Source organism: bacterium (assembly GCA_035549195.1).
Lineage (GTDB): Bacteria > Oederibacteriota > Muellerivitia > Muellerivitales > Muellerivitaceae > DASZRK01.
The window spans coordinates 1-23,589 of the sequence record DASZRK010000065.1 but is presented as its reverse complement, the minus strand read 5'-3'; the positions used below and the strand labels follow the sequence as shown (position 1 = coordinate 23,589).

The 23,589-nt window shown below is 61.4% G+C and carries 24 protein-coding genes and 1 riboswitch; of the genes, 21 read left to right on the top strand and 3 right to left on the bottom strand.

The window, feature by feature from the left end:
- Window positions 1-5 precede the first annotated feature (5 nt).
- From VHE12_11680 to VHE12_11590, 19 genes are all read left to right on the top strand, one after another.
- Window positions 6-353 carry a P-II family nitrogen regulator gene (locus VHE12_11680; GenBank protein ID HVZ81437.1) on the top strand — a complete coding sequence of 116 codons (348 nt, stop codon included), beginning with the start codon at window positions 6-8 and terminating at the stop codon, window positions 351-353.
- 109 nt (window positions 354-462) lie between these two features.
- Window positions 463-2,154, top strand: coding sequence for a nitrite/sulfite reductase (locus tag VHE12_11675; protein ID HVZ81436.1), 1,692 nt, complete (start codon window positions 463-465; stop codon window positions 2,152-2,154).
- A gap of 119 nt (window positions 2,155-2,273) precedes the next feature.
- Window positions 2,274-2,591 (top strand): P-II family nitrogen regulator, encoded by a 318-nt coding sequence (locus VHE12_11670; protein HVZ81435.1) that lies wholly within the window; start codon window positions 2,274-2,276, stop codon window positions 2,589-2,591.
- Between the two features lie 19 nt (window positions 2,592-2,610).
- The gene (locus VHE12_11665) at window positions 2,611-3,087 is read left to right on the top strand and encodes a nitrate reductase associated protein (GenBank protein HVZ81434.1); all 477 of its coding nucleotides are present in this window, start codon (window positions 2,611-2,613) and stop codon (window positions 3,085-3,087) included.
- A gap of 213 nt (window positions 3,088-3,300) precedes the next feature.
- Window positions 3,301-4,749, top strand: a complete 1,449-nt coding sequence (locus tag VHE12_11660; GenBank protein ID HVZ81433.1) for an MFS transporter — start codon at window positions 3,301-3,303, stop codon at window positions 4,747-4,749.
- 90 nt (window positions 4,750-4,839) lie between these two features.
- Window positions 4,840-5,937, top strand: a complete 1,098-nt coding sequence (locus VHE12_11655; protein HVZ81432.1) for a hypothetical protein — start codon at window positions 4,840-4,842, stop codon at window positions 5,935-5,937.
- A 215-nt stretch (window positions 5,938-6,152) separates the two neighbouring features.
- A riboswitch (molybdenum cofactor riboswitch) is annotated at window positions 6,153-6,319 on the top strand.
- Window positions 6,320-6,385: 66 nt separating this feature from the next.
- Window positions 6,386-7,360: a GTP 3',8-cyclase MoaA gene (moaA, locus tag VHE12_11650; protein ID HVZ81431.1), complete on the top strand. Its 975-nt coding sequence runs from the start codon at window positions 6,386-6,388 to the stop codon at window positions 7,358-7,360.
- 230 nt (window positions 7,361-7,590) lie between these two features.
- Window positions 7,591-8,337: a sulfite exporter TauE/SafE family protein gene (locus tag VHE12_11645; GenBank protein HVZ81430.1), complete on the top strand. Its 747-nt coding sequence runs from the start codon at window positions 7,591-7,593 to the stop codon at window positions 8,335-8,337.
- On the top strand, window positions 8,337-9,281 hold the full coding sequence (moaCB, locus tag VHE12_11640; protein ID HVZ81429.1) for a bifunctional molybdenum cofactor biosynthesis protein MoaC/MoaB: 945 nt from the start codon (window positions 8,337-8,339) through the stop codon (window positions 9,279-9,281). Before VHE12_11645 ends, moaCB begins: the two co-directional genes overlap by 1 nt.
- Before the next feature lie 102 nt (window positions 9,282-9,383).
- A complete protein-coding gene (locus VHE12_11635; GenBank protein HVZ81428.1) occupies window positions 9,384-10,565 on the top strand; it encodes a molybdopterin molybdotransferase MoeA in 1,182 nt (393 codons plus the stop codon).
- Complete coding sequence (locus VHE12_11630; GenBank protein HVZ81427.1) at window positions 10,562-10,801, top strand: MoaD/ThiS family protein; 240 nt, start codon at window positions 10,562-10,564, stop codon at window positions 10,799-10,801. Before VHE12_11635 ends, VHE12_11630 begins: the two co-directional genes overlap by 4 nt.
- Before the next feature lie 56 nt (window positions 10,802-10,857).
- A complete protein-coding gene (locus tag VHE12_11625; protein HVZ81426.1) occupies window positions 10,858-11,295 on the top strand; it encodes a molybdenum cofactor biosynthesis protein MoaE in 438 nt (145 codons plus the stop codon).
- A gap of 45 nt (window positions 11,296-11,340) precedes the next feature.
- The gene (locus VHE12_11620) at window positions 11,341-11,928 is read left to right on the top strand and encodes a molybdenum cofactor guanylyltransferase (protein ID HVZ81425.1); all 588 of its coding nucleotides are present in this window, start codon (window positions 11,341-11,343) and stop codon (window positions 11,926-11,928) included.
- 372 nt (window positions 11,929-12,300) lie between these two features.
- Window positions 12,301-12,732: a PIN domain-containing protein gene (locus VHE12_11615; GenBank protein HVZ81424.1), complete on the top strand. Its 432-nt coding sequence runs from the start codon at window positions 12,301-12,303 to the stop codon at window positions 12,730-12,732.
- Window positions 12,733-12,985: 253 nt separating this feature from the next.
- Window positions 12,986-14,029, top strand: a complete 1,044-nt coding sequence (locus VHE12_11610; GenBank protein HVZ81423.1) for a LacI family DNA-binding transcriptional regulator — start codon at window positions 12,986-12,988, stop codon at window positions 14,027-14,029.
- Between the two features lie 523 nt (window positions 14,030-14,552).
- Window positions 14,553-15,911, top strand: a complete 1,359-nt coding sequence (gene hflX, locus VHE12_11605) for a GTPase HflX (GenBank protein ID HVZ81422.1) — start codon at window positions 14,553-14,555, stop codon at window positions 15,909-15,911.
- Between the two features lie 116 nt (window positions 15,912-16,027).
- On the top strand, window positions 16,028-16,522 hold the full coding sequence (locus VHE12_11600) for a DUF4375 domain-containing protein (protein HVZ81421.1): 495 nt from the start codon (window positions 16,028-16,030) through the stop codon (window positions 16,520-16,522).
- Window positions 16,523-16,576: 54 nt separating this feature from the next.
- Entirely contained in the window at window positions 16,577-17,023 is a 447-nt protein-coding gene (locus tag VHE12_11595) for a hypothetical protein (protein ID HVZ81420.1), read from the top strand.
- A gap of 224 nt (window positions 17,024-17,247) precedes the next feature.
- Complete coding sequence (locus VHE12_11590) at window positions 17,248-18,273, top strand: hypothetical protein (protein ID HVZ81419.1); 1,026 nt, start codon at window positions 17,248-17,250, stop codon at window positions 18,271-18,273.
- A gap of 135 nt (window positions 18,274-18,408) precedes the next feature.
- Here VHE12_11590 and tmpT read toward each other — a convergent pair whose 3' ends face one another.
- Window positions 18,409-19,047 (bottom strand): thiopurine S-methyltransferase, encoded by a 639-nt coding sequence (gene tmpT, locus VHE12_11585; protein HVZ81418.1) that lies wholly within the window; start codon window positions 19,045-19,047, stop codon window positions 18,409-18,411.
- A 100-nt stretch (window positions 19,048-19,147) separates the two neighbouring features.
- Here tmpT and VHE12_11580 point away from each other — a divergent pair, with 100 nt between their 5' ends.
- Window positions 19,148-19,942 (top strand): TIGR00730 family Rossman fold protein, encoded by a 795-nt coding sequence (locus VHE12_11580; protein ID HVZ81417.1) that lies wholly within the window; start codon window positions 19,148-19,150, stop codon window positions 19,940-19,942.
- Window position 19,943: 1 nt separating this feature from the next.
- On the opposite strand, the gene VHE12_11575 is transcribed toward VHE12_11580, so the two are convergent.
- Window positions 19,944-20,954 carry a hypothetical protein gene (locus VHE12_11575; protein HVZ81416.1) on the bottom strand — a complete coding sequence of 337 codons (1,011 nt, stop codon included), beginning with the start codon at window positions 20,952-20,954 and terminating at the stop codon, window positions 19,944-19,946.
- Window positions 20,955-21,033: 79 nt separating this feature from the next.
- On the bottom strand, window positions 21,034-21,414 hold the full coding sequence (locus tag VHE12_11570) for a PilZ domain-containing protein (GenBank protein HVZ81415.1): 381 nt from the start codon (window positions 21,412-21,414) through the stop codon (window positions 21,034-21,036).
- Window positions 21,415-21,540: 126 nt separating this feature from the next.
- Between VHE12_11570 and VHE12_11565 the strand changes: the two genes are divergently transcribed.
- Window positions 21,541-23,589: HAD-IC family P-type ATPase (locus VHE12_11565; protein HVZ81414.1), on the top strand; the 2,049-nt coding region annotated here is incomplete at its 3' end.

The following is a 23,589-nucleotide window of genomic DNA, read 5'->3' as shown; positions in this document are numbered from 1 at the left end:
ACATCATGATCAAAGAGATCGTCGCCATCATCCGGCCCGGGAAATGGGCCGAGACCCTGGTGAAGCTCGAGCAGATCGGTATCGCGGGGTTCACCCGCCAACGGGTCTATGGCCGGGGCAAACAGCGCGGCCTGCGCTATTCGGCGGAGGGAGAGGAGAACCGGGGCATCAGCTTCCTGCCCAAGTGGATGGTGACGGTGGTGGTGGAGGATTCGAAGGTGGACGCGGTGGTGGCCGCCCTGATGGCCTCGAACAAGACGGGGGATATCGGGGACGGGAAGATCTTCGTCTGCCCTGTTTCGTCCTCCATCCGGATCCGGACCAACGAGAGCGAAGAGTACGCGTTGAATTGAATTACGAACCACAGAGGACACAGAGGGCACCGAGTAAGGCTTGAGGAAGTCGGGGAATATTTTCTCTGCGTTCTCCGTGATCTCTGTGGTTAAAGGATTTGGAGGATCTATGGCGCCTGGGATCGACATTGAAAAAGTGAAGCGGGAAGGGCTGATGGTGGACCTGGACAGGTTCGCCCGGGAGGGATACCAGTCCATCCCCAAGGACGATCATTACCGCCTGAAGATGCACGGGGTCTGCGCCCAGAGGCACGAGGGTTTCTTCATGCTGCGCTTCCGGGTCTTCGGCGGGCGGATGAACCCCGAACAGATGGAAAAGGTGGCCGAACTGGCCAGCCGCTACGCCAGCGGCTACGTCCACCTCTCGACCCGCCAGAACCTGGAGCTCCATTCGGTCAAGATCGAGAACATCCCCGAGATCCTGCGCCAACTGCAGGGCGTGGGCATCACCACCCGTTCCTCCTGTGGCCATACCTTCCGCAACATCCTCGCCAGCGCCTGCGCGGGGACCTGCCCGGATGAATTGGTGGATACGCGGCCCTGGGTGGAGGCCCTCTCGAGAATGGTGGTGGCCCAGTCGGACCACTACAACCACCGCCTGCCCAAGCGGCTGAACGTCTCCCTGGCGGGCTGCACCTCCTGCGAGAACCCGGCCTTGGTCAACGATATCGGCCTTTCCGCCGTGAAGAACGCGGAAGGGCAGACCGGGTTCTCCCTCCATATCGGCGGGAGCATGGGGGTCACCCCCAAGATGGGCTGGCTTTTGGAGGAGTTCCTCCCCTTGGCCGACGGGCTCCCGGCCGTCAAGACCGTCGCCCAGCTCTACATCCTCCATGGCGACCGGTCCTCGCCGGCCAAGGGACGCCTGAAGTTCCTGGTGGAGGCCTGGGGCCTGGAGAAGTTCCGCGAGGAGTTCCGCAAGATGCTCCCCTCCATGCGCAAGCCCGACAAGGACCTGCCCAAGGGGTTCCTGCCCGATCCCTGGCCCGAGTTCGATCCCCCGGGCGGGGTGGTGATGGACTCGGTCCCCGAGGGCGTCGAGGTCCAACGCCAAAAAGGTTTCTACCGCATTCCGCTCCTGGTGAGCCTGGGGGAGATCCACCATTCCCATTTCCGCCGGGTGGCCGAATGGGCCCGGGACAACTGTTTCGGACGGGTCCACGTGACCAAGGAACAGAACCTGGAGCTGCAGTGGGTGCCGGGCAACCGGGTGCAGGAGCTCTGGAGCATGGCCGACAAGATGGGGCTCCACGCCTATGGGGTGCGTTCCATCGTGGACATCCAATCCTGCCCGGGCACCAGTTTCTGCGCGCTGGCCATCACTTCCTCCCAGGGCGCGGCGGGCAGCCTGCTGCAGTACCTGCGGGACAAGCGGGCCCTGGCCGATCCGGACCTGAGGCCCCTGAAGCTCCACATCTCGGGCTGCCCCAACAGTTGTACCCAGCACCAGGGCGCCGACATCGGCTTCTCCGGGGGCATGGTCAAGGTGGGGGAGGACCAGCGTTTCGCCTACCAGCTCTGGCTGGGAGGCCGCCTGGGGACCAACGCCCAATTGGGCACCATGGCCAAGAAGGCCATCGCCGACGAAATGGTGGTGCCGGTGGCCGACGCCCTTTTCACGGTCTTCAAGCGGGACCGGCAGGAAGGGGAGGGGTTCCAGGGGTTCCTGACCCGCCTGACCATCCCCGAGACGGTGAAATGCCTGGACGCCCTGCTGGTCGAGCGGGGCCTGAGCCCCAACACCTACAACCGGGTCAGTGCCTCGCCCATGGAGGGCCTGCGCATGATCCCGGGAGGTTAAGACCGTTCGAACCACGGAGAACACGGAGAGCACAGAGAAAATCCCTTGGGATCTGGCGGAGAAAAGCCTTCTCCGTTCCCTGGGCCCGCTGTGGTTGAAAATCTCAAAGGAGCCTTGAAATGAAAATGATCCGATGCATCGTCCGGCCCGAGAAGGAAGCGGATGTGGTGAAGAACCTGGAAAAGTCGGGTTTCACCGCCCTGACCAAGATGGACGTCCTGGGCCGGGGGAAACAGAAGGGCATCCAGGTGGGATCGGCCAAGTACGACGAACTGGCCAAGACCATGTTCATGCTGGTGGTGGAGGACGAGGAATATCCACGGGCCCTGGACGCCCTGAAGGTGGGCGCCCGGACCGGCAATCCAGGGGATGGGAAGATCTTCGTGACCGAAGTGGACGAGGCCATCACCATCCGCACGGGTGAAAAGGCGCTTTAACGGCCGCGAAAGGGTCGCCATGTTCCGCCAGTTCAAGTTCGAGGAAGCCCTCTACGGGCCATTGGACCGCATCCCGGTGTCCACCCAGTTCAAGCTGGACAGCCTGGGGGTGTCCCTGCCTTTGGAGGCCTGGAAGGCCCTGGCCCTGCCGGAGCGATGGGTCTTCTGTCATCTTTCCATCCGCAGCCGGGGGGAAAGGGAATGCTACCTCCAGTACCTCACCTATGTGCTCCAGCGCGATCGGATCGCGCTCCCGGCCCCCGCCGGAACGGCCGGTCCGAAGAAACCTTGGGAGGACATCAGCCGGCTCCCGGCCGAGGTCGCCCAGAAGATGCGCGACATGGACCTTCCCCTCTTCTGGCCCGAGTGGATCAAGTTGGACGACATGGAACGCTACACCTTGTTCAAGCTCTGCAAGGAGAACGCGGACAAGGAATCCATCCGTCAGGCGGTCCAGGAATTCCTCGGGCTTTCCCCCTCCTCCGCCGGCGCCTGATCCCTTTTCTTCCACGACGAAAAACATTTTCATGTCCTCCACGCGCGAAAAGCCCGCTGAACGGGACCGTGTCGCGGGAGCCCTTTGGTCGGAATGCGGCGCCACCGTTGCTACACTTTTGAACCCCGGATGTTAAATTCACGAAACAATTCGATGGCATGTCTTTTGCTTTGAAGGGACCTGTCTCGCATCAAATCTTTTTTGGAGGCCGTCATGCCATCCCTTTCGGAAGAGAAAGCCCTCCCGTTGGGCAAGCGCATCACCGCATCACCCTCACCTTACACGATCGAACATTGGGAACCGGAGGATGAGACCTTTTGGAGGACGAAGGGGAGCAAGATCGCCCGCCGGAACCTGGTCTTCTCCATCCTCGTCGAGTTCCTGGGTTTCAGCGTCTGGCAGGTCTGGAGCGCCGTCGCCGCCCAACTGCCCAACATCGGTTTCAATTTCAGCGTGAACCAGCTCTTCTGGCTGGCGGCCCTCCCCGGGCTCTCCGGGGCGACGCTCCGCATGCCCTACGGGCTGGCGGTCTCCTGGTTCGGGGGACGCAACTGGACCCTGGTGAGCGCGGCCCTGCTCCTGATCCCGGCGACCGGCCTGGCGCTGGCCATCCAGGACCCCACGACCCCCTACGGGCTTTTCCTCTTCCTGGCCTTCGTGACGGGTTTCGGCGGCGGGAATTTCGCTTCCAGCATGGCCAATATCCAGTTCTTCTATCCCCAGAAGAAGAAGGGCCTGGCCCTGGGGCTCAACGCGGCGGGAGGAAACATCGGGGTCAGCGTGGTGCAGTTCCTGGTGCCCATCGTCATCACCGGGTCCCTGTTCGGGGCCCTCGGCGGCAACCCCCAGACGGCCATGGTGAACGGGGTCGCCAAGACCCTCTGGCTCCAGAACGCGGCCCTGATCTGGATCCCCTTCATCCTCATCTCCCTGGTCACTTCCTGGTTCTTCATGAACAACCTGCATGTGGCCAAGGCCACCTTCGCCGACCAGCTCCCCATCCTCAAGAACAAGCACAACTGGATCATGAGCTGGATCTACCTGGGGACCTTCGGCTCCTTCATCGGTTACTCCGCCGGGTTCCCCCTGCTCATCAAGTCCCAGTTCCCCGGGGTGAATCCCCTGCAATATGCCTTCCTGGGGCCCTTCGTGGGATCCATCATCCGGCCCGTGGGGGGCTGGCTGGCCGATAAGATCGGCGGCGCGGTGGTGACCTTCTGGAACTTCGCCGCCATGGCCGTGGCCCTTTCCGGGGTCATCTACTTCGTGGCCCACAAGGCGGACCCGGGCGCCTTCACCGGCTTCTTCGTCATGTTCCTCATCCTGTTCTTCTGCTCGGGGATCGGGAACGGCTCCACCTTCCGGATGATCCCGGTCATCTTCCGTACGCTCAAGATGCGGGGTTTGAAAGGGGTCAAGGAAGGGTCCGCCGCCCACAACGAGGCCTTGAAGGAAGCCAACAAGGATTCCTCAGCCATCATCGCCATCGTCTCCTCCATGGCGGCCTACGGCGCCTTCTTCGTGCCCAAGAGCTACGGGACCTCCATCAGCCTGACCGGCAGCCCGCTCCTGGCCCTCGTCACCTTCCTGGTCTTTTACGGGACCTGCCTCTACGTGACCTGGTGGTATTACTCCCGCAAGGACGCCGAAGTTCCCTGCTGAAGTCCGCCGTCAAGCCGTTCTTCCGCCGAAAACAAAAAAGGCAAGGCTCCCGGGCGGAGCCTTGCCAAAAACGAGAAAGAAAGGTCGAAGATGAAAAAGCAATGGATCGTCGCGATGGCCGTGGCCGGGTGGATGATCGGATCCCTCGGGAAAGGTTCGGCCGAAGAGGCCGCCCCCACCCCGGCGCCCACCGCTCCGCCGGTGAAGATCAACGGGTTCCTGCAGGCCTGGATGGGGGCCGGGAATTCACCCACCACCGCCCCGGGCCATGATTACAACCTGGCCGGGGATTACCTGAAGCATTTCCGCATCAAGATCCAGGCCGAACCCTTGCCCGGGGTGCAGGTGGTGATGGTCCCCGAACTGGCCGGCGCCTTCACCCTGTTGGACGGCTATGCGTGGCTGGACCTGAACCAGGCCTTCTTGAAGGGCGAGGCGCCCGGGGAATTGTCCCTGACCGCCGGCCAGTTCAAGACTCCTTTCGGCCTGGACCGGATGTACCTTCCCTCCCAGCTCACCGGGGTGGAGTATTCCATCATTTCGGGCGCGGTCTTCGGGGATAAAAGTTCCTGGGACGACGGCTTGATGGCCACCTACAAGGGCAAGGACCTGCGGGTGGACCTGGCGGTCGTGAAAGGATTGGGGCCCAACCTCTTCACCGCGGCCTACGCCGCGACCACCCCGCTGGGTCTTTCCACCTCCAACCAGGACTACCTGGGCCGGGTGGAGGTCCCGCTCTTCGAGGGCCAGTTGGCCCTGGGCGCTTCCTATTACTATGGCACCCATTTCAGCACCCCCGGTACCCAGGGGTTCCTGGCGCCCAAGAGCTGGTTCGGGGTCCACGCCAAGTGGAAAGGCGCCCCCAAGACCTATGAGGTCGAGGCCGAATTCATCGGGCGGGAGACCGGGACCCTTTCCGCGGGCGAGGCGGCGGGTGTGAACATCCAGGCCGATGCCTGGGCCGTGCCGGACCTGCAACCCTTCGTTCTTTACGATTACTTCGAGAACCATTTGACGCCCGCCGCCAGCGCGTCCCGGATGGGAGGCGGGGTGAACTGGTATCCCCGCACCCTCCCGGCTCTCCGGTTGACCCTGGAGGTCGTCGGGGAAGGCACCGGGTTGGTCTCGGCCGACCCCTCCCACCTGACCAGCGGGAAAACGATCCTCCAGACCCAGGTCACCTTCTGAGCGGGAAGGACCCCCAAAATGGTGCAATGCACCATTTTGGTAAGGGACATCCGCCGGAAAAAGGCCAAACCCCGGGGTGTTGAGTTGGCACAGGGGTTGCAAAAGACAGTCCTGAAGGAAGGTCTTTCTTCTTCCTTCTCTCTCCGGGTCCCCGGGCCGCCCCAAACGGTCCGGGGGCCCGCTCCTTTTTATGGCGAGGTGCAGCGACCGAAAGACCAGATCGAATTCTCCGAGTCCGGCCGGCCTAAACCCAAAAGGGCAAGGCTTCCGGACCGCGCCCTCAAGCCGCGAGGCCCACGGGCGGTACGGCCTTCGGGCCGTGAAGGGTGCCGGCCGAAAGACCGACGCCTCCCTTTTGGAAAGGAGGACAGGAACCCGCGACAGGCGGAGCCTACCCTTTTCCCCAAGGTGGACTCCGCCTTTTATTTTGTGGCAGGAAGCGGGCCCCATGCCGGACATCCAGTTCCAACCTTTTCGCTATCTTCGCCTTTCCCTGACGGACCGATGTAATTTCCGCTGTGTCTATTGCCTGCCCGAGGCGGTCCAGGCCTTTCATCCTTCCGAAAAGACCCTCCAGTGGGCGGACTGGAACAGGCTCGTCCCCCTGATGAGGACCCTGGGTATCCGGAAGGTCCGGCTCACCGGGGGCGAGCCCACCCTCCATCCCCGAGTGCTGGAGATGGTGGAACTCCTCGCTCAAAGCGGTTTCGAGGAAACGGCCCTCACCACCAACGGGTTCCGCCTGGAAAAGATGGCGCCTGAAATGAAAAGCCGGGGCCTGACCCGGGTGAACGTGCATTTGGATTCCCTCGACCCGCAAGGGTTCGACCGGGCCTCCCAGACCCAAGGGCTTTTTGAACGGGTCTTGGCGGGGATCCGGGCGGCGAAAGCCGCCGGCCTTTCCCCCAAGGTGAACGTGGTGTTGATGCGGGGCGCGAACGACCAGGAAGCCGAGGACTTCATCGGCTTCTCCGATCGGGAAGGGGTCGAGGTCCGTTTCATCGAGCTGATGCCTACCGGAAGCAACGACGCCTATTTTCGGGATCATTTCATTCCCGTCATCGAGGTCCAGCGCCGTTTGCGGGATGCCTTCGGGTTGGAACCCGTCGAGAGGGACCCCCTGGGCGGGCCCTCGCGCCGCTTCCGGGTGACGGGAAGCCGGGCCCGGGTGGGCTTCATCGGGGCCTCCTGCGAGGGATTCTGCGATTCCTGCCAGCGCCTGCGGCTGACCTCGGAGGGTTTCCTGAAACGCTGCCTCTTCGAGCCCGGCGGGCTCGACCTGAAACCCCTCTTGAGAAGGGGAGCGCCCATCGGGGAGATGACCGAAGTGATCCAAGGTTTCCTGTCGCAGAAGTGGACCTTCAACCCCCATGTGGCCGGGCCGGTGAAGGAACCCTTTCCGTTAGCTCGAATTGGGGGGTAGGGGTTAGGTGTCATTGCGAGGAACGAATTTCGCGACGAAGCAATCTCAGTTCATGGGTGGTTAAGATCCTTGGTGAGAGGTGTATTTAAACTGGGGTTGTAATGGGCCTGCGGCCCATCACGCTTGTCATGAACGCCTGGCCTACCCCCACATTCCTTTGATCCTAAAAAAGGACGATGTGGGGATCGGCAGGCATTCCTCGCAATGACAACGTAAGAAAGGATCTGCATATGACGCTCGGACTGTTCTTCGGCGCGGTCGCTTTCCTCTACGCCATGGTGGGCCACGGCGGAGCCTCCGGTTACCTGGCGGTCGGATCCCTCGCGGGTCTCGATCCGGGCGTGCTCAAGGGCCAGGCCCTGGTCCTGAACCTATTGGTGGCCGCTTTTTCCTCCTATAGTTTCACCCGGGCCGGGTTCCTGCGGCCCAAACTCCTCGTTCCCCTCGTCGTCTTTTCCATGCCGGCGGCCTATTGGGGGGCCAAGCTGCCGCTCCATCCCGCCTTGGCCAAGCTCCTCCTGGGTGCCTGCCTGGCGGCGGCCTCTTGGCGGATGCTCTTCCATTTTTGGCTGGTGAAGAAGGCGGAAAGCGCGGACCGGAAAGCCCCGCCGCCCGGGGTCCTGGCCCTGGTGGGTTCGGGCCTGGGGTTCCTTTCGGGGCTCACGGGCGTGGGCGGCGGCATCTACCTGAGCCCCCTCCTGCTCTTGGCCGGGTGGGCCTCGGTCAAGGAAACGGCCGCGGCCTCGGCCTGGTTCATCTGGCTCAATTCGGCCGCGGGGCTCCTGGGACTTTCCACCGGGACCTCCGGTCTTCCCCACCTTCCCTGGGAATGGATCCTGCCCTCCATGGCGGGCGGGTTCCTGGGGGCGAACGTAGGGGCGAAGCGCCTGGGCGAGGTACGCCTGCGGCAGGCCCTGGCGGCGGTCCTCCTGATGGCGGCCTGTAAATTGATCCTGATGGGCGCGAAAGGCATCTGATGATCTCCATCGAGCACAAGATCGAAACACACCGGACCGCCAAGGCGGAAGGCTTCGTCAAGATGGCCCCGGGGACGGTGAAAAAGGCCGTGAACAACGAAGGCCCGAAGAAGGACGTCTTCGTGACCGCGAGGGTCGCCGGCATGATGGCGGCCAAACGCACGCCGGACCTGATCCCCGATTGCCATCCTCTCCTTCTGGAAAAGGTCGAGGTGACCGTCGATCCCTTAGAAGATTCGGTGAAGGTGACCGCCGAGGTCGCCTGCACCTCCAAGACGGGCGTAGAGATGGAAGCGCTCGCCGCGGTATCGGCGGCCTGTCTCACCATCTACGACATGCTCAAACCATTGGATAAGAATATGGAGATCACCGGCATTAAACTCCTGGAGAAGACCGGCGGTAAGTCCGACTTCCGGCACCAGGTCCCCGCGGGATTCCGGGCGGCGGTGGTCACTTCCTCCGATCGCTCCCATCAGGGCCTGCGCGAGGACGTCTCGGGCCCTTACCTGGTCGAAGTGCTGAAGGGCCTGGGGGTCGTTGAACCTTCCTATGACCTCCTGCCCGACGACAAGACCCTGCTGGTCTCCAAGCTCACCCAGCTTTGCGAGGCGGGGGTGGACCTCATCCTGACCACCGGCGGCACGGGGTTATCGCCCCGGGACGTGACGGTGGAAGCCGCCCAAGCGGTCATCGAGCGGGAGGTTCCCGGGGTCATGGAAGCGGCCCGGGCCTTCGGGCAGAAGAAGACGCCCTACGCCATGCTGTCGCGCGGCGTGGCGGGACAAAGAGGCAAGACCCTGCTGGTGACCCTGCCCGGCTCCCGGTCCGGTTGCGAGGAGACGGTGCAGGCCCTCTTTCCCGCCCTGCTCCATGCCTTCAAACCCATGAAGACCGGCAAGCCCCGGCCCACCGCCGTGGATGGGAAAGGGGAGAAATGTGATTGAAGTGTGCTTTGGGAAAAGGCTTATCTGAACTGGGGTCGCCGCGTCGTGATCGCCCCGCTATTCGCGGGGCACTCCTCGCGATGACGGAAAAAGGGATCAAGAATGAATCCTAAAGAAGCGCTCCAAAAGATCCTACAAGGCGTGAAGCCTTTGGGAACGGAACGGGTCCCGTTGGCCCAGGCCTTGGGCCGGGAAGCGCGGGAGAAGCTCAAGGCCCCTTACGACTATCCCCTGCGGGACGTCTCCGCCATGGACGGGTTCGCTTTCCGCTTCCGGGACTGCGGGGCGGGAAGGCCCCTGCGCATCACCGGGGAAAGGTCGGCGGGGGACACCGCCGGAAAAGGGGTCGGGAAAGGCCATGCGCTGCGCATCATGACCGGGGCACCCATTCCCCCGGGGGCCGACAGCGTGGTCCCCAAGGAAAAGGTCCGGGTCGAGAGGAACCTTCTATATATGGAGCGCCCCGAGAAGGGGGGGCACATCCGCTACCGGGGTGAAGGTGTGCGAAAGGGCCGCCGCTTGACCCTGCCCGCCGGCCCGCTCTCCGCGCGGACCCTGGGATTCCTGGCTTCCCTGGGAGTGCCTCGAGTGGGGGTCATCCGACCTCCCCGGGTGTCGGTGCTGGTCACGGGCGACGAACTGGTGGCGCCGGGGGACAGGCCGGGCGACGCGGGTGTCTTCGAGTCCAATGGATCGATGCTCCAGGCCGCCCTCCGTGAAGAGGGGCTCGAAGCCCCGGTCGAGTGGGTGGGCGACCGGCCCCATCGCCTGGCGTTGGAGGCGGTGGCGGCCCTGCGGGACAGCGATCTGTTGATCGTGACGGGCGGGGTCTCGGTGGGGGACCATGACCCGACCCGGGAAGCCCTGCGCCAGGCGGGCGTTCGGCAGGTCTTCTGGCGGGTGGCGCAAAAGCCGGGTGGGCCGCTCTATTACGGACGCCAGGGGAAGAAGCATGTCTTCGGGCTTCCGGGCAATCCGGCGGCGGTCTATTCCTGTTTCCTGCTCTATGTGCTCCCCCTCTTGATGAGGCTCCAGTGTCGCCCCGCCCCGCGCCCGGTCGCGGCGGCCCTTCGGCATCCCTATAAGCCCTTGGGCCGGAAGACCCATTTCGTGAAATCGAAGCTGGATGGAAAGGGAAGGGCCCGGGTCCTGGGCGGCCAAGGTTCCCATTTGTTGGAGATGATGGCCTTGGGGGATGGGCTTCTGGAAGTCCCGCCGGGAAAAAAAGTTTTACCCGTGGGAACCCGCCTGAACTTCCACCCGTTCCCTGGGACGAAAATATGAGGGTCAAGGTCCTCCTATTCGCGGGGCTCCGGGAAAGGGCCGGTCGGGGCGAGATGGACCTGGAACTGGAACCGGGCGTGACCGTCCGGGAGGTGCCGGGCCGCGTGTTCGGGGCCGAGATGGTCATTCCGCCGAAATCCCTCCGATACGCGGTGAACCAGGATTACGTGTCCGAGACCCAAGCCCTCCGCGAGGGGGATGAGGTGGCGCTCATCCCGCCGGTGGCGGGGGGATAGAAGGGATCCACCACGGAGACACGGAGCGCACGGAGAAAAACCTTGAAGGCATCGGCATGATAGAGATAACCCAGGAACCGTTAAAAACCACCGAGCGGCAAGCCAAGATCGCCGACGTGACCTGCGGGGCGGTGGTCGCCTTCGAGGGACGGGTGCGCGACCACCACGACGGCAAACAGGTGGCCGAACTGCGCTATGAATGTTACGGACCCATGGCCCTGAAGGAACTGGGACTTATCCGGCGGGAAGCCCTGGAACGATGGCCCCTTCACGACCTTTGGATCGCCCACCGGGTGGGGGTGGTGCCCTTGGGCGAGGCGGCGGTCTGGGTGGGAGCCTCTTCGGTCCACCGGAAGGAGGCCTTCGAGGCTTGCGCCTGGGCCATGGATGAGGTCAAACTAAGGGCTCCCATCTGGAAGAAGGAGACCTATGCGGATGGGACCCGGACCTGGGTCGAGGACAACTGCGTTCCAGGACACCGGCATCATCTTTGAAAAGCCCGAGGCCCTGACCTGTCCAGCCAAACGAAAACCCCCTTATTGCCCCTTTCCGTCGCCGTCCTCATGGGCGGGAAGAGCACCCGTTTCGGTTCGCCCAAGGCCTTCCTGCCCTTCCGGGGCGCCAGCCTGGCCGCCCATCTTTTGCGGGAAGCCTCCCAGTTCTCCGCCGACGCCTTCGCGGTCTGCCGCCAGGCCGACCAGGTGCCGCCCGACGCGGCCGTCGAATTCCGGATCGTGACCGACCAATGGGAGCAGGAAGGTCCCCTGGCGGGCCTCCACGCGGCCCTGACCTCGGCCAAGGAACAGGTCCTCTTCCTCACCGGGGTGGACATGCCCTTCCTCAAAAGGGAAGCGGTGGAGGGCCTCTTCCACCTTTGGAGATCCGAGGGATGCCCGGACGCGGTGGTCCCGCGCTATGAGGGCCGTTGGGAACCGCTCTGCTCCATCTGGAGCTACCAGGCCCTGCGCAAACTCGAACCCGGCGCCTATCGGGGCTTCCAGGACCTGATCAACGAAGGTCCCCTGCGGGTGAACCCGGTCCTGCCCGGGGAACTGCGGAAATTCGACCCTTCCCTCTGGTGCCTGGCGGGTTTCAACACCCGCACCGAATGGGAACGGTTCGTTTAGGGGGCGTGGGACCGGTCGTCCGCGACGGGGGTCCTGGGCGGACAAGGCAAACCGGAATTGTGTACACAATTATTGACATAATAATGAGAACTCCCATAGGATGAGGGGTGTCGAAGGTCATTACGAGCCGTAACGAAGGTGGATTTATGCGAGTCGCGGGAGTAAGGGAATTTAGGGATCACGCGCCGGAATTCCTGAGCGGCGGCGACCTCGTGTTTGTGACCAAACACGGGAAGGTGGCCAGTCTTTTGGTCCCGATGTCCAAGTCCCAGGAGCTCCCCCTGGAATTGCGCAGGGAACTTTTATCGAACCTGGGTTCGGCCATTTCCAATCACCTCAAAAAATCAGGCGTCACTGAGCGGACGGTAACACATGACTTTGAAACATGGAGAAAACGCCGCCGGACAAATCGCCGCGGACGCTAATGTCCTTCTTTCCGCCGCAACCGGAAGGGCCGCCCTCAAAGTTTTCACACATTCCCACCTTGAAGTCGTGACCACGTCCTTGAATATCAAAGAAGTTCGGGAATACCTCCCCGTAATGGCCGGGAAATATGGAATAGCCGTTGAGCTCTTGGAAAGCCAATTTCAACTATTGGCTGTCCGGGAGTATGAGCCCAAGGAATATCACGGCTCAATGGCCATCGCCCGGAGGAAGATCGGCAAAAGAGACCCGGACGATATCGATCTGTTGGCTTTATCCCTTGAGCGAAAAATACCTATTTGGTCGAACGATGGTGATTTTTCGGGGACCGGCATTGAATGGTATACAACGGCTCGACTTCTTAAAAAATTGGGGCTTTGATCGGGCTTTTAGCTGTCCACGGCGGGGTGCCCCTGAAGTGTGCCCCGTAAAAGCGGGGCTCGACTTCAAGTGGATGCCCATTCGAAAGGCGTCCACGGGGGACCCGGAAGGAACGATCCATTTGGAGGGAGGCGTCCACCGCCAAGGGGGGGACGTATAATGAGAAGCCAATTGACCGGCGATGTTGCAGGGAGAGGACGTCCGTGAAATTCGGGATAATAGGCGATGGACCGACCAAGAACCGGCGAAATAATTGAAAAGTAAAAAGAACCCCAAATCAACCATTTATGATGTCGCCGCCAGGGCGGGCGTCTCCATTTCGACCGTCTCCCGCACCTTGAACAATAGATCCAACCTGACGGATTTAACACGCCAAAAGGTGTTAAAAGCCATCGCGGACCTGGATTTCAAGACCGACCCCTTCGCCCGGGGCTTGGTGGGAAAGCAGTTCAACCTGATCGAAGTTTGTTTTTCCTGGTCGAGCATCAAGATCAACCTGGAAAATGAATGGTACCTCGGGCTTTTGAACGGCATTAACGATGTCGTACAGGAAAAACAGTACGGCCTTTTGATCAATACCATCTCGGGTGTTTTCGACCTGCAGGAAGTCGAAAAACGCGTCTCCCGCAACACGGTCGACGGAGTTTTGATGGTTTCCCCCTACCTCAAGGAAGAGGAGGTGAACCAGCTCAAGGACTTCCGGGTTCCCTTGGTCTTGATCGGATGCAGGGCCAACGATCCTTCCGTGGATTTCGTGGATTGCGACAACGCGAAAGCGGTGGTTGAAGTGGTGGATCACCTGGTCAAGAAGGGGCATCAAAAGATCGCCTGCATCACAGGAGAAGTAAAAATTTCAGCCGACGCGGCGGACCGTTTAAGGGAATTTAAACAAGCGATGGAACGGCATGGGCTTTCGGTGCCGGATCCTTACATCGTCGGGGGGGATTTCAGCAAGGGTTCCGGCGCGAAAGCGATGAATAAGCTGTTAGCCCTCAAGGACAGGCCCACCGCGGTTTTTGCCTCGAACGATCTCATGGCCCTGGGCGCCTGGGACAGCATCGTGGAAAAAGGCATGAAGGTAGGAAAAGATATCGCGCTGGTCGGCTTTGACGATATCCCACAAGCCTCGGTCCCTCCCTATTCCCTCACCACCAACAAACAGGACTATCGGGAAACCAGCACCCAGGCGGCCCGGTTGCTCATCGAGAAGATCGAGAACCCCACCGGTTGGAAAACCCGCCAAATACTCGTGCCAACCCAATTGGTCGTGCGCCGTTCCTCCAGGGTAAAATACTAACAACTCTTTTCCGGAATTTTGGTCCTTGAAACGGCGGCTATGGGAAATTGGTGCCCGGGCACATGTTCATTGGACGGTGCGGGGTTTTAGTTCGAAATAAAATCGAAGGCTGATCAAGAAAACGGATGGGAGGTCTTTATGGGTCGGTCAGTTGAGTTGTTGCTAATTTTGGGATCCGGATTTTTTATAGTCGGCAAGGCTTTCCAATACCTTCTTCAATATTGGATGGGCCATTTCCAGAAAAAAATCGTGAAGGTTCCATTCTGGATCTGTGGGTTTGCGGGGATCATTCTAAGTATTATTTTCATTGGTTGGATTTTGGTCGTTTGGGCGTTGATCCAATATCTTGTGCTCAAGTTCAGTAAGTCGGCCCCTAAATGAAATGGGTTTTGGATGTCCGCGAGAGGGGGACTCTTCCGACGGGCTCAGGGCTGGGCCTCGATCTTTAATAACGGTAAGCTAACTTTGCCGACCGGATAAGCCGAGCCAATAAAAAGTTCATAGAATTCGATCGAGGCTGGCAATGGAATCCACGCAGACAAACACGCATCCGAGAGCGCTCCTGTTCTCCGTCCGAACGCCCAAAATGACCGATGCCGAAGCGACGGAATCGATGACCGAGCTCGAACGGCTGGTGACGACCTTGGGTTACGAGGTGGCCGGGACCATGTCCCAGCGGCAACCCAGCACCAAAGGGATCGCTGTGGTGGGCGAGGGAAAATTGATGGAGATCGCCCAACTCACCGCAGGAAAGGGTTCCCGGGATAGGGTCCAGGGGGACCCGGATGCGCCCCAAACCCCTCGTTCGGGGATCTCGCCCCTTTCAGGGACTCAACAGGCGCCAGTCCCGGCCGTAACTCCTGAAGGACCGGCGACCGTCGTCATTTTTGACTGTGAACTGAGCCCGTCCCAGATCCGCAACGTCGAAACGGCCGTGGGGGTTCCGGTGCTCGACCGGACCGGGGTGATCATCGAGATCTTCAACCGGCACGCGAAGACCCGGGCGGCCCGGCTCCAGGTCGATATCGCGCGCCAAACCTATCAGGCGCCCCGTCTCCGGGATACGGGGGTGGGAAAGGGTCACCAGTCCGGCAAAGGGACCGGGGAGACCGTCATCGAGACGGAAAAGAGAAAGGTCCGCGACCGGCTGGCCGAGCTTAGGCAGGAGTTGGAAGCGGTCCAAAGGGAAGAAGAGCATCGCCGGATGAAACGCGCCGAACTGCTCGGCGTCGCGCTGGTGGGCTACACGAATGCTGGGAAATCCTCCCTCATGCGGGCGTTGACCGGCAGCGAGGTCCTGGTGGAGGACAAGCTCTTCGCGACCCTGGATACGACGGTGCGCGCCTTGCAACCGGAGACCCAGCCGAGGATCCTGATCACCGATACGGTCGGGTTCATCCACAAGCTTCCGCACGATCTGGTGGCGTCCTTCCGCTCCACGCTGGAGGAAGCCCGCGGCGCCTCCCTGTTGCTCTACGTGGTGGATGCCGCCGACCGCAACTTCCGTTCCCAACTGGCGGTGGTCCGGGAAGTCTTGGGCGATATCGGCGCCGACACGATCCCGCATCTTCTTATCCTCAATAAGGCCGACCGGTTGAGCGAATGGCAGAAGCAGGTCCTCGGGGCGGAGTATCCGAACGCCGTTCTGACCTCGACCCGTAGTCCCGAGGACATGCGGGTCGTCAGTGAACGCATCGTCCAATTTTTCGAGAAGGACATGATCGAAAAGGAGATCCTCGTTCCCTATAAGGCCCAAGGGGTCATGAGTGAAATGCGTCCGAATATGAAGATCTTGAAGGAGAGCTTTACCGAAGAAGGCGTTCGACTGCTTGTTCGCGCCCGTCCGATCGACCTTCAGCGACTGGGTAAAATGATGAAGTAATGCCCTAGGGGAAGGTCCGGGCCGAAAAGATCTGCCCGTGAAGTGGGAATTTGAGTGCCGCCCTGGGGGATCGAGAAAAGGGTAAGGCTTGTCCACGACGGGGAGGTATTTAAAAAGTGACATTTTGGCAATTCAAGCAGTGGTTAAAATTTAAATTTGGAAAACCAAAGCCCGGATATATTCGTGAGATAGTGATTGAATCCACTTGGAAAAGAGTAAGCATTTATAAAGGCGCGAAGGTATATAGGGAGCAGGCCGACAAAGTGAGTGAAATTGAACGAAACCTTTTTGCTGCCCGTTGGTTGGAAGCGGAAGTAAAAAACGGAGGATTTGGTCAATTTTATAGTAACCCAACAGGGGTGGTTGTTCATGACGCCATTAAGGGTTATGAGACCATTGGCATGAAAAAAACTTCAATCCTCATTGCGTCGACAAAGGAAAAAAAGTCGGGTGCCAAGGGGGCGGATGATGAATTTTACGGTCTAATTGACAAAGAGAACGGTGGTTTTGACAAGGCGGCAGATCAGTATGTCCTGGATAATCTAAAGGCGTTAAATCCGTTTTTACGATGGCGAGTTAAACGGATCGCGCGCGGATTAAAACTTATCTAAGTTTGTCCACGACGGGGTCCCGCATTGGACAGGTAACATGATGGGGAGGCAATAATGCCAAGTTCGGGTTTAAAGCATGAGGACCCCCTTAATCCCTCGTTGACCCCTTTGGAACAAGCGGTGATGGATCGGCTTTTAGCTGGTGAGCATCCCATCCTTACAGCTTTAAGAAAACAACTGGAGAACGCCACCATTTCATCCCGGCAATTTTCCGGAGTGGGTTTCTTCACCTATTTCAGAGTGCCTGAAACGGTTCCGCATGTGCCATCTCCCAATGGACGGTTAATATTTGGTGACGTGAATGGCGAAATTAAAGGCGTCAAACATGGAGCCGGTTTTGTTCTGTTTTTGGATCAAACGGGATACCTCGACATGTTGGAAGGGTACACCTACGACGATAATTGGCCGGAAGACACCAGTGATTTTAAATTGAGTTATAACGATCCAACGAGAAAGAAGCTGATGGATTACCTTGAAGAAGAACAAAAAGGCAAAGGCTGAGGCTGTCCACGACGGGGACCCTTCGATGTGCTTCGCTTACTCAGGGCAAATGATAGGTCGTCCAATCTGAGGAGCCGTCGTGGACAATGGTTTCGGATAGGCCCCCGAAAGCAGCGCGAAAACGAAACGTTATATATAAATTATGGGATTCTCTTGTGATGTTTCCGGTGTAGGTTATTTTGGAGATTCTTGGACATTGAATTTTTATTGCTAGGAGGCATTGAATGGATCGTTCGATCGCGAAGATAGCATCCCATGTTTTTTTCCTGACGGTGATGGCGGTTGGAGCAGGACAGGTACACGCGGCGGAATTGACCCTTTTCGCGGGCCAGTTGGGCGTGGCCGGTTCCAAGGACGGAAAGGCGGCTCAAGCGACATTCAATTTTCCTTCCAATGTGGTGGTGGACCCCCAGGGGGACGTCTATGTGGCGGATTATGCCAATCAGTTGATTCGAAAGATCGATCCCGATGGGACCGTGTCTACTTTGGCGGGGAAGGCCCTGGCCCAAGGAAAGACCAATGGAAGAGGGGCAAAAGCCCGCTTCAATGGTCCTGGATGCCTAAGCCTGGACCCTTACGGGAATCTTTTCGTCCGGGACGTCTCCGATGGCAGGATCCGCAAGGTCGCTCCCGACGGGACAGTCTCGAATTTTCCGGGTTCCGGTACGGTCTCCTGGCCCGATGCCTATGGGAATGCCGTTGGTGTCACTATGACCGGCCCGCTGACATCGGACGGGAAGGGAGGACTTTTCGTCGCAGACAATGTCTCCGAGGTCATTCGACGGGTCTCTGCGTTAGGGGACGCCGTTGTCCTGGTGGGTTCGGGAAAGCCTAATGCCGAAGATGGTACCGGAACGGATGCCTCCATCAGCCAAATCGAGGCCATGACGACAGACGCGGAAGGGAACCTTTATTTTGTCGACGGTGGCAATAATTCCCTGCGGAAGTTGAATACCTCGGGAAAAGTGACCACCCTGTTCCAGGGGGGGGATGCGATAAAGTATGCCCAGGGCTTGGCGATGGACAAGAAGGGTAATTTCTATGTTTCCTGCCAGTTGAGCGCCATCATCCAGAAGATCACGCCGGAAGGTGTGTTGTCCACCTACGAGGGGCCTATCCTGTCGGCGGAAGGGCAAAAGAAGAATCCGGACTCCAAAGAGCCGACCATGCTGGGAGGGATCGCGATCGGCCCGTCCGGCGACATCTACGTCGCCGATTCGCTCAACCAAGTCATTTGGCGCATCCACTGACCGGGACCTTTAAAGGATCGTCCCCATTATCCCGATTTTATGGCCTCGACTGAAAATCACCTTAATCCTCAGTTCCAGAAATCCGGCAGGTCAAGGTAGCGGGGCCTCAAAAAGAAGACGCGCATCCGCCCGCCCTTAGGGCTTCTTCAACAGCCAAACATTCTCCCGGGCGGGGAATTGCCCCCGCAATCCGCCGGGGACCTCCAGGCTGGTAACGAGCAGGGGCTCATAGACATCCTGGTAATGCCGGAGGACCTCCTCGTCGCTGACCGAGAAGGGAGGGCCGGCGGCCAGGGCCTGGTCGTAGGCGTAGCAGATGAGCAGTTGCGGGGCCTTGCCGGTGATCCCCATCAAGTGGCCGGTGTAGCGGGAGCGCATTTCGCCCGGGAGCGCGACCAGGGCCGCCCGGTCGTAGACCGCGTCCACGGGTCCCAAGGTTTCCCGGGACAGGGTGAAGATGTCCCCGACGAAGAGGTCGATGTTCTGCGCGCGGTAATGGACCAGCTCCCCGGCGCCCGATATCTCCGGCGCGACCCCCAGTTCCCGGAACAACTGGTCGACGGCTAGGCGGCTCAATTCGGCCCCCGCCACCCGGTAGCCCTGGGCCAGGAGCCAATGGATGTCCAGGCTCTTGCCGCAAAGGGGCAGGAACACGCGGGCCCCCTTGGGGAGCGAGAGCCTTTCGAAATGTCCGACGAGGAGCGGGTTGGGAACGCCGCCGTGAAAGCCGATCTCGTTCTTTTCCCATTTCTGGTACCAAAAACTTTTGTCCATGGTCGGATCCCCCGGATCCCGTCCCATGCGGTTCGACGACGGCCGGGCGGGAAGCCTGCGGTATATTAGGGGACCCTAGGCCGGGGAAGGAAGGCGAGCCATGAAAAACAAGCGATCGACCTCCCGCTCCCTCTGGGGCAAGTCCACTCCCTCGCCCCGGGAGAGCCGCTTCCTCTCCGGGCCCCTGTCCCGCCTGGAGGAACTGCGCCAGCTTTTGCTGGTCTTCTTCGAATGCCTCAAGGGCTTCCGCAAGCTCCACTTCGTGGGACCCTGTGTGACCATCTTCGGGTCCGCCCGCTTCAACGAGGGCCACCGCTATTACGCCCTGGCCCGGCGCGTGGGGGCCGAGATGGCCAAGCTGGGATTCACCGTCATGACCGGGGGCGGCCCGGGCCTGATGGAAGCGGCCAACCGGGGGGCCCAGGAGGCGGGGGGGCGGTCGGTGGGCTGCAACATCGTCCTGCCGAAGGAACAAAAGCCCAATCCCTACCTGGACCTTTGGCTGGAGTTCCATTATTTCTTCGTGCGCAAGCTGATGCTGGCCAAGTATTCCTACGCCTTCATCGCCATGCCGGGCGGGTTCGGGACCACCGACGAATTTTTCGAGATCGCCACCCTCATCCAGACCGGCAAGACCCAGGATTTCCCCATCGTCCTCATGGGGAAGGGCTATTGGGGCCCTTTGCTCCGGATGCTCAAGGGATCCATGTTGAAGGAAGGGGCCATCGACCCGGGGGACATCGACCGCATCCTGGTCTCGGATTCGCCGCGGGAGGTCACCGCCCATATCCGCAAGCGCGCCATCGGCCATTTCGGCCTGCGGTACCGGCCGAAGGTGCGGCCCCGGCCCCTTTTCCTGGAGCGCTGGTGGACCCCGAAGTCCCGAACCCCCTAGTTCAGCCCTTCTTGGCGAAGGCCTTCAGGTAGCCCAGGATCGAACCTTCCTCGTCCCCCTCCAGGTTCGCCTTGTACTTCATCTTGGTCATGATGGCGTCCCAGGACTCCGGCGTGAACTCGCCCGGGTCGTGGAGCTTGTGGCATTCCTGGCAGCGGGCTTCGTAAAGGGATCGCCCGGCCTGGAATTCGGCGGGGACCGAGGCGGAGGCCGCCGGACGCTCGGGCGAGCCGCCCAGTTCCAGCGAGAAGGCCACCTGCACCTGGTGGCGCTGGCCGTTCCCGTAATCCAGGCCGCTCCCCTGCAGGTTCGCCAGTTGGGGCAGGTAGGTGACCGCCGCCCACCAGCCCTTGCCCGTATAGGCCAGCACGGGCCCGGCGGAAATCATGGAGGCGGTCTTGCCCTGGTCCAGGTCCTCCCAGGCGTTGAGGTATTGGGCCTCGATCCCGACGAAGAACTTCTCGGGGACCAGGAAGAACCCGGCGCCGGCCGAGGGGGTGAGGGAGAAGCCCACGGTGTTGTCGATGAAATGCACCTCGGGCTCGGCCGTCAGGTTGAAGGTCCAGAGGAAGTCGCCCATCTGCTTGTCGACGATGACTTTGGTCTCCAGTTCGTACTCGTCGGGTTTGAAGCCGTTCTCGAAATAGAGGCCCAACCCCAGGGCCTCGGTCCAGCGGTCGGAGAGCTTGAACTTCCACTCGTTGGAGATGCCGTCGGCCAGGAACTCGGTGCCGATGGCGCCGGTGCCGTCGTCGGCCATTTCCTGCTCGAAGTTCAGGTAAAGGGAGGACTGCACGCCCCCGCCCAGGCCCCACTCCAGTTCCAGGCGCTCGTCCAGGGCCGAATAATAGAGGTCGCGGCCGAACTTGAAGTCCGAATAGGTCTCCAGTTCCTTCTCGCCCTCGCCCAGGACCGACGATTCATAGCTGAAGGTGAAATGGCGTTCGCTGGCCAGGGCCGGCGCGGCCAACAGCGCCAGGCAGAGGATCGCGGCTTGGGTCCGACGTTTCATGGGAGGCCTCCCCGATTGGAATGGCGGGGAGTATATTGATAATGATTATCAATATCAACAACCAAAGTTCAAAAAAAGATCAGGCCCCGCCCCGGCTCTTCATGGCTTTGTTCAGGAAGGCCTTCAGGACCCGCACGTCCTCCCCGTCCATGCGCAGGAAGTGGAGCCCGCCCGTGTTCCCGTCGGCCCACACCACTTCGGCGGTGGCGGGAAGGGCCATGGGCAGGCCGGGAAGGGAGATCTCCATCTCCAGCATATCCCCCGACCTCAGGGGTTGGGCCGCCAGGACCTGGAGCCCGCCCAAACTCAGGTCGATGGCCTTTTCCCCGCGGGCCTTCTTGTGCTGGTCCCGGATGGCCTGGACGGCCTGGGGATCCTCGAGCAGGCCGAATTGGATGGGGATCTCCACCTTGGTCCGGGGAGAGATCCTTCTTTCCTTATACAAGTAGCCTTCAGGCATGGGTCCCCCAAAGATGGCCGATCGACCTTAACTCTACCCTAGATCCGTCCCGGATGCTGGACCCGGGTCATAAAACTCCTGTAAAAAAACGCCTAAGATCAAGGGAGCATCCCTGAAAGAGGCCCCATGCCCCCGACCGGTCTGACCAATTCCCAAGCCCGCGAAAGATTGCGCCGCTATGGACCGAACCTCCCGGTCCCGCCGGACCCCCATGGGCGGCTCAAGGAACTGGCCCGACTCCTGGCCGATCCCATGGCCCTCATGCTCCTGGCGGCCGCCGCCGTCTATTTCTTGCTGGGGGAGCCGCGCGACGGGTCCATCCTTTTGGCCGCCCTCGTTCCCGTGCTGGGCGTGGACGTGGTGTTGGAAGCCCGTAGCCGGGAGGCCCTCAAGAAACTGTCCCAAGCCTGGGAGCCGCGCGCCCGCGTCCTGCGGGACGGGGTCGAAAGCTCCATCCCCTCGGAAGAGGTGGTCCCGGGCGACCTCCTCCTATTAAAGGAAGGGGACCGGGTGTTGGCCGATGGGGTGCTTTGGGAAGGCGCGAATTTCTCGGTCGATGAAAGCGCCCTCACCGGCGAATCGGAACCTGTGGCCAAGACGCCAAGGACAGCCCCCGTCCCTGGGAAGGACCCGGAAAGACCGTACGGCGATGGACCCGGCCCTGAAAGCCGTTTCTTCGCCGGGACCACGGTGCTGACCGGGCAAGGCATCGGCGAGGTGGGGGAGACCGGCCCCCACACCCGCTTCGGCAAGATCGCCCAACTGGTCGCCGGGGAACCGATGGAGCAGACCCCGCTCCAGCGCAAGGTGGGCGCCTTGGTGAAACGGCTCTACGGGGTGGCGCTCCTGGTCTCGGCGGCGGTGGTGGGACTGGAACTTTCCCGGGGCCAAGCCTGGGGGCCCGCCTTCCTGGCGGGGGTCAGCCTGGCCATCGCGGCCATCCCGGAGGAATTCCCCCTGGTCTTCACCCTCTTCCTTTCCCTGGGCGCCTGGCGCCTTTCCCGCCACGGGGTGCTGCTCAAGCGCCTGGCCAGCGTCGAGACCCTGGGCTCCACCACCGTGCTCTGCGTGGACAAGACCGGCACCCTCACGGCCGGGCAGTTCCAACTGGAATCGCACCTTCCCCTGACCCCCTGGGCCAGCGAGGAGGCGGTGCTGGAGGCGTCGGTGCTGGCCTGCGAGAGGTCGCCGGCGGACCCGATGGAGAAGGCCATCCTGATCCATGCCCGGTCCCATGGGGTCAGGACGCGGACGGTGCAGGAGCGGTGGGAACTGGTCCACGACTACGACTTCGATCCGGTGGGCAAGCACATGTCCCACGTCTGGCGGAAGGCGGCCGACCCCCAGGCCTGGCGGCTGGCGGCCAAGGGGGCGCTGGAGGGGATCCTGGAGCATTGCGACATTTCCCCGGAGGAACGCCGGGCGGCCGAGCGGGAGAACGAGCGCCTGGCCTCCCACGGCGCCCGGGTGCTGGCGGTGGCGGGGCGGGACGGGGGCCCCTTCACCGGCGACCGCGCCCGGGACGAGCGCGGCCTCAAGCTCTTCGGCCTGCTGGCCTTCCGGGACCCCTTGCGCCCCGAGGTGCCGGCGGCGGCGGCCCAATGCCGGGAGGCGGGCATCCGCCTGAAGATCATCACCGGGGACCACCTGCTCACCGCCCACGCGGTGGTGGACGCCGCGGGCATCGACCACCGGCCCGAGGAACTGCTCAACGCCGCCGGGCTGGACCGCCTGCCGCCGCAGGAATTCGCCCGCAAGGCCCGCGAAGGCGTGGTCTTCGCCCGGGTGCGGCCCGAGCAGAAGTTCGCCCTGGTGAAGGCCCTGAAAGAGGCGGGCGAGGTGGTGGCCATGACAGGGGACGGCATCAACGACGCGCCGGCCCTGAAAAAAGCCGACATCGGCATCGCCATGGGCCTCCAGGGGACGGAGGTGGCCCGGGCCTCGGCCCATCTGGTGCTTTTGAACGACAGCTTCGCCGGCATCGTGGCCACCATCGCCGAAGGGCGGCGCATCTTCGGCAATATCCAGCGCTCCTTCCTCTTCCTCATCGCCTTCCACATCCCCATCGTGGGGCTGGCCCTGCTCTGTCCCCTGCTGGGCATGCCGATCTTCTACCTCCCGGTCCACCTGGTCTGGCTGGAGCTCATCGTGCATCCGGTCTCGGCGCTGGTCTTC

Coding starts and splice junctions, on each gene's coding strand:
- VHE12_11635 (HVZ81428.1), top strand. CDS start 9,384: ATGAATCCTAAAGAAGCGCTCCAAAAGATCCTACAAGGCGTGAAGCCT.
- VHE12_11655 (HVZ81432.1), top strand. CDS start 4,840: ATGAAAAAGCAATGGATCGTCGCGATGGCCGTGGCCGGGTGGATGATC.
- VHE12_11615 (HVZ81424.1), top strand. CDS start 12,301: ATGACTTTGAAACATGGAGAAAACGCCGCCGGACAAATCGCCGCGGAC.
- VHE12_11680 (HVZ81437.1), top strand. CDS start 6: ATGATCAAAGAGATCGTCGCCATCATCCGGCCCGGGAAATGGGCCGAG.
- VHE12_11645 (HVZ81430.1), top strand. CDS start 7,591: ATGACGCTCGGACTGTTCTTCGGCGCGGTCGCTTTCCTCTACGCCATG.
- VHE12_11670 (HVZ81435.1), top strand. CDS start 2,274: ATGAAAATGATCCGATGCATCGTCCGGCCCGAGAAGGAAGCGGATGTG.
- moaA (HVZ81431.1), top strand. CDS start 6,386: ATGCCGGACATCCAGTTCCAACCTTTTCGCTATCTTCGCCTTTCCCTG.
- VHE12_11630 (HVZ81427.1), top strand. CDS start 10,562: ATGAGGGTCAAGGTCCTCCTATTCGCGGGGCTCCGGGAAAGGGCCGGT.
- VHE12_11675 (HVZ81436.1), top strand. CDS start 463: ATGGCGCCTGGGATCGACATTGAAAAAGTGAAGCGGGAAGGGCTGATG.
- VHE12_11595 (HVZ81420.1), top strand. CDS start 16,577: ATGCCAAGTTCGGGTTTAAAGCATGAGGACCCCCTTAATCCCTCGTTG.
- VHE12_11575 (HVZ81416.1), bottom strand. CDS start 20,954: ATGAAACGTCGGACCCAAGCCGCGATCCTCTGCCTGGCGCTGTTGGCC.
- VHE12_11580 (HVZ81417.1), top strand. CDS start 19,148: ATGAAAAACAAGCGATCGACCTCCCGCTCCCTCTGGGGCAAGTCCACT.
- hflX (HVZ81422.1), top strand. CDS start 14,553: ATGGAATCCACGCAGACAAACACGCATCCGAGAGCGCTCCTGTTCTCC.
- VHE12_11590 (HVZ81419.1), top strand. CDS start 17,248: ATGGATCGTTCGATCGCGAAGATAGCATCCCATGTTTTTTTCCTGACG.
- moaCB (HVZ81429.1), top strand. CDS start 8,337: ATGATCTCCATCGAGCACAAGATCGAAACACACCGGACCGCCAAGGCG.
- tmpT (HVZ81418.1), bottom strand. CDS start 19,047: ATGGACAAAAGTTTTTGGTACCAGAAATGGGAAAAGAACGAGATCGGC.
- VHE12_11570 (HVZ81415.1), bottom strand. CDS start 21,414: ATGCCTGAAGGCTACTTGTATAAGGAAAGAAGGATCTCTCCCCGGACC.
- VHE12_11665 (HVZ81434.1), top strand. CDS start 2,611: ATGTTCCGCCAGTTCAAGTTCGAGGAAGCCCTCTACGGGCCATTGGAC.
- VHE12_11625 (HVZ81426.1), top strand. CDS start 10,858: ATGATAGAGATAACCCAGGAACCGTTAAAAACCACCGAGCGGCAAGCC.
- VHE12_11660 (HVZ81433.1), top strand. CDS start 3,301: ATGCCATCCCTTTCGGAAGAGAAAGCCCTCCCGTTGGGCAAGCGCATC.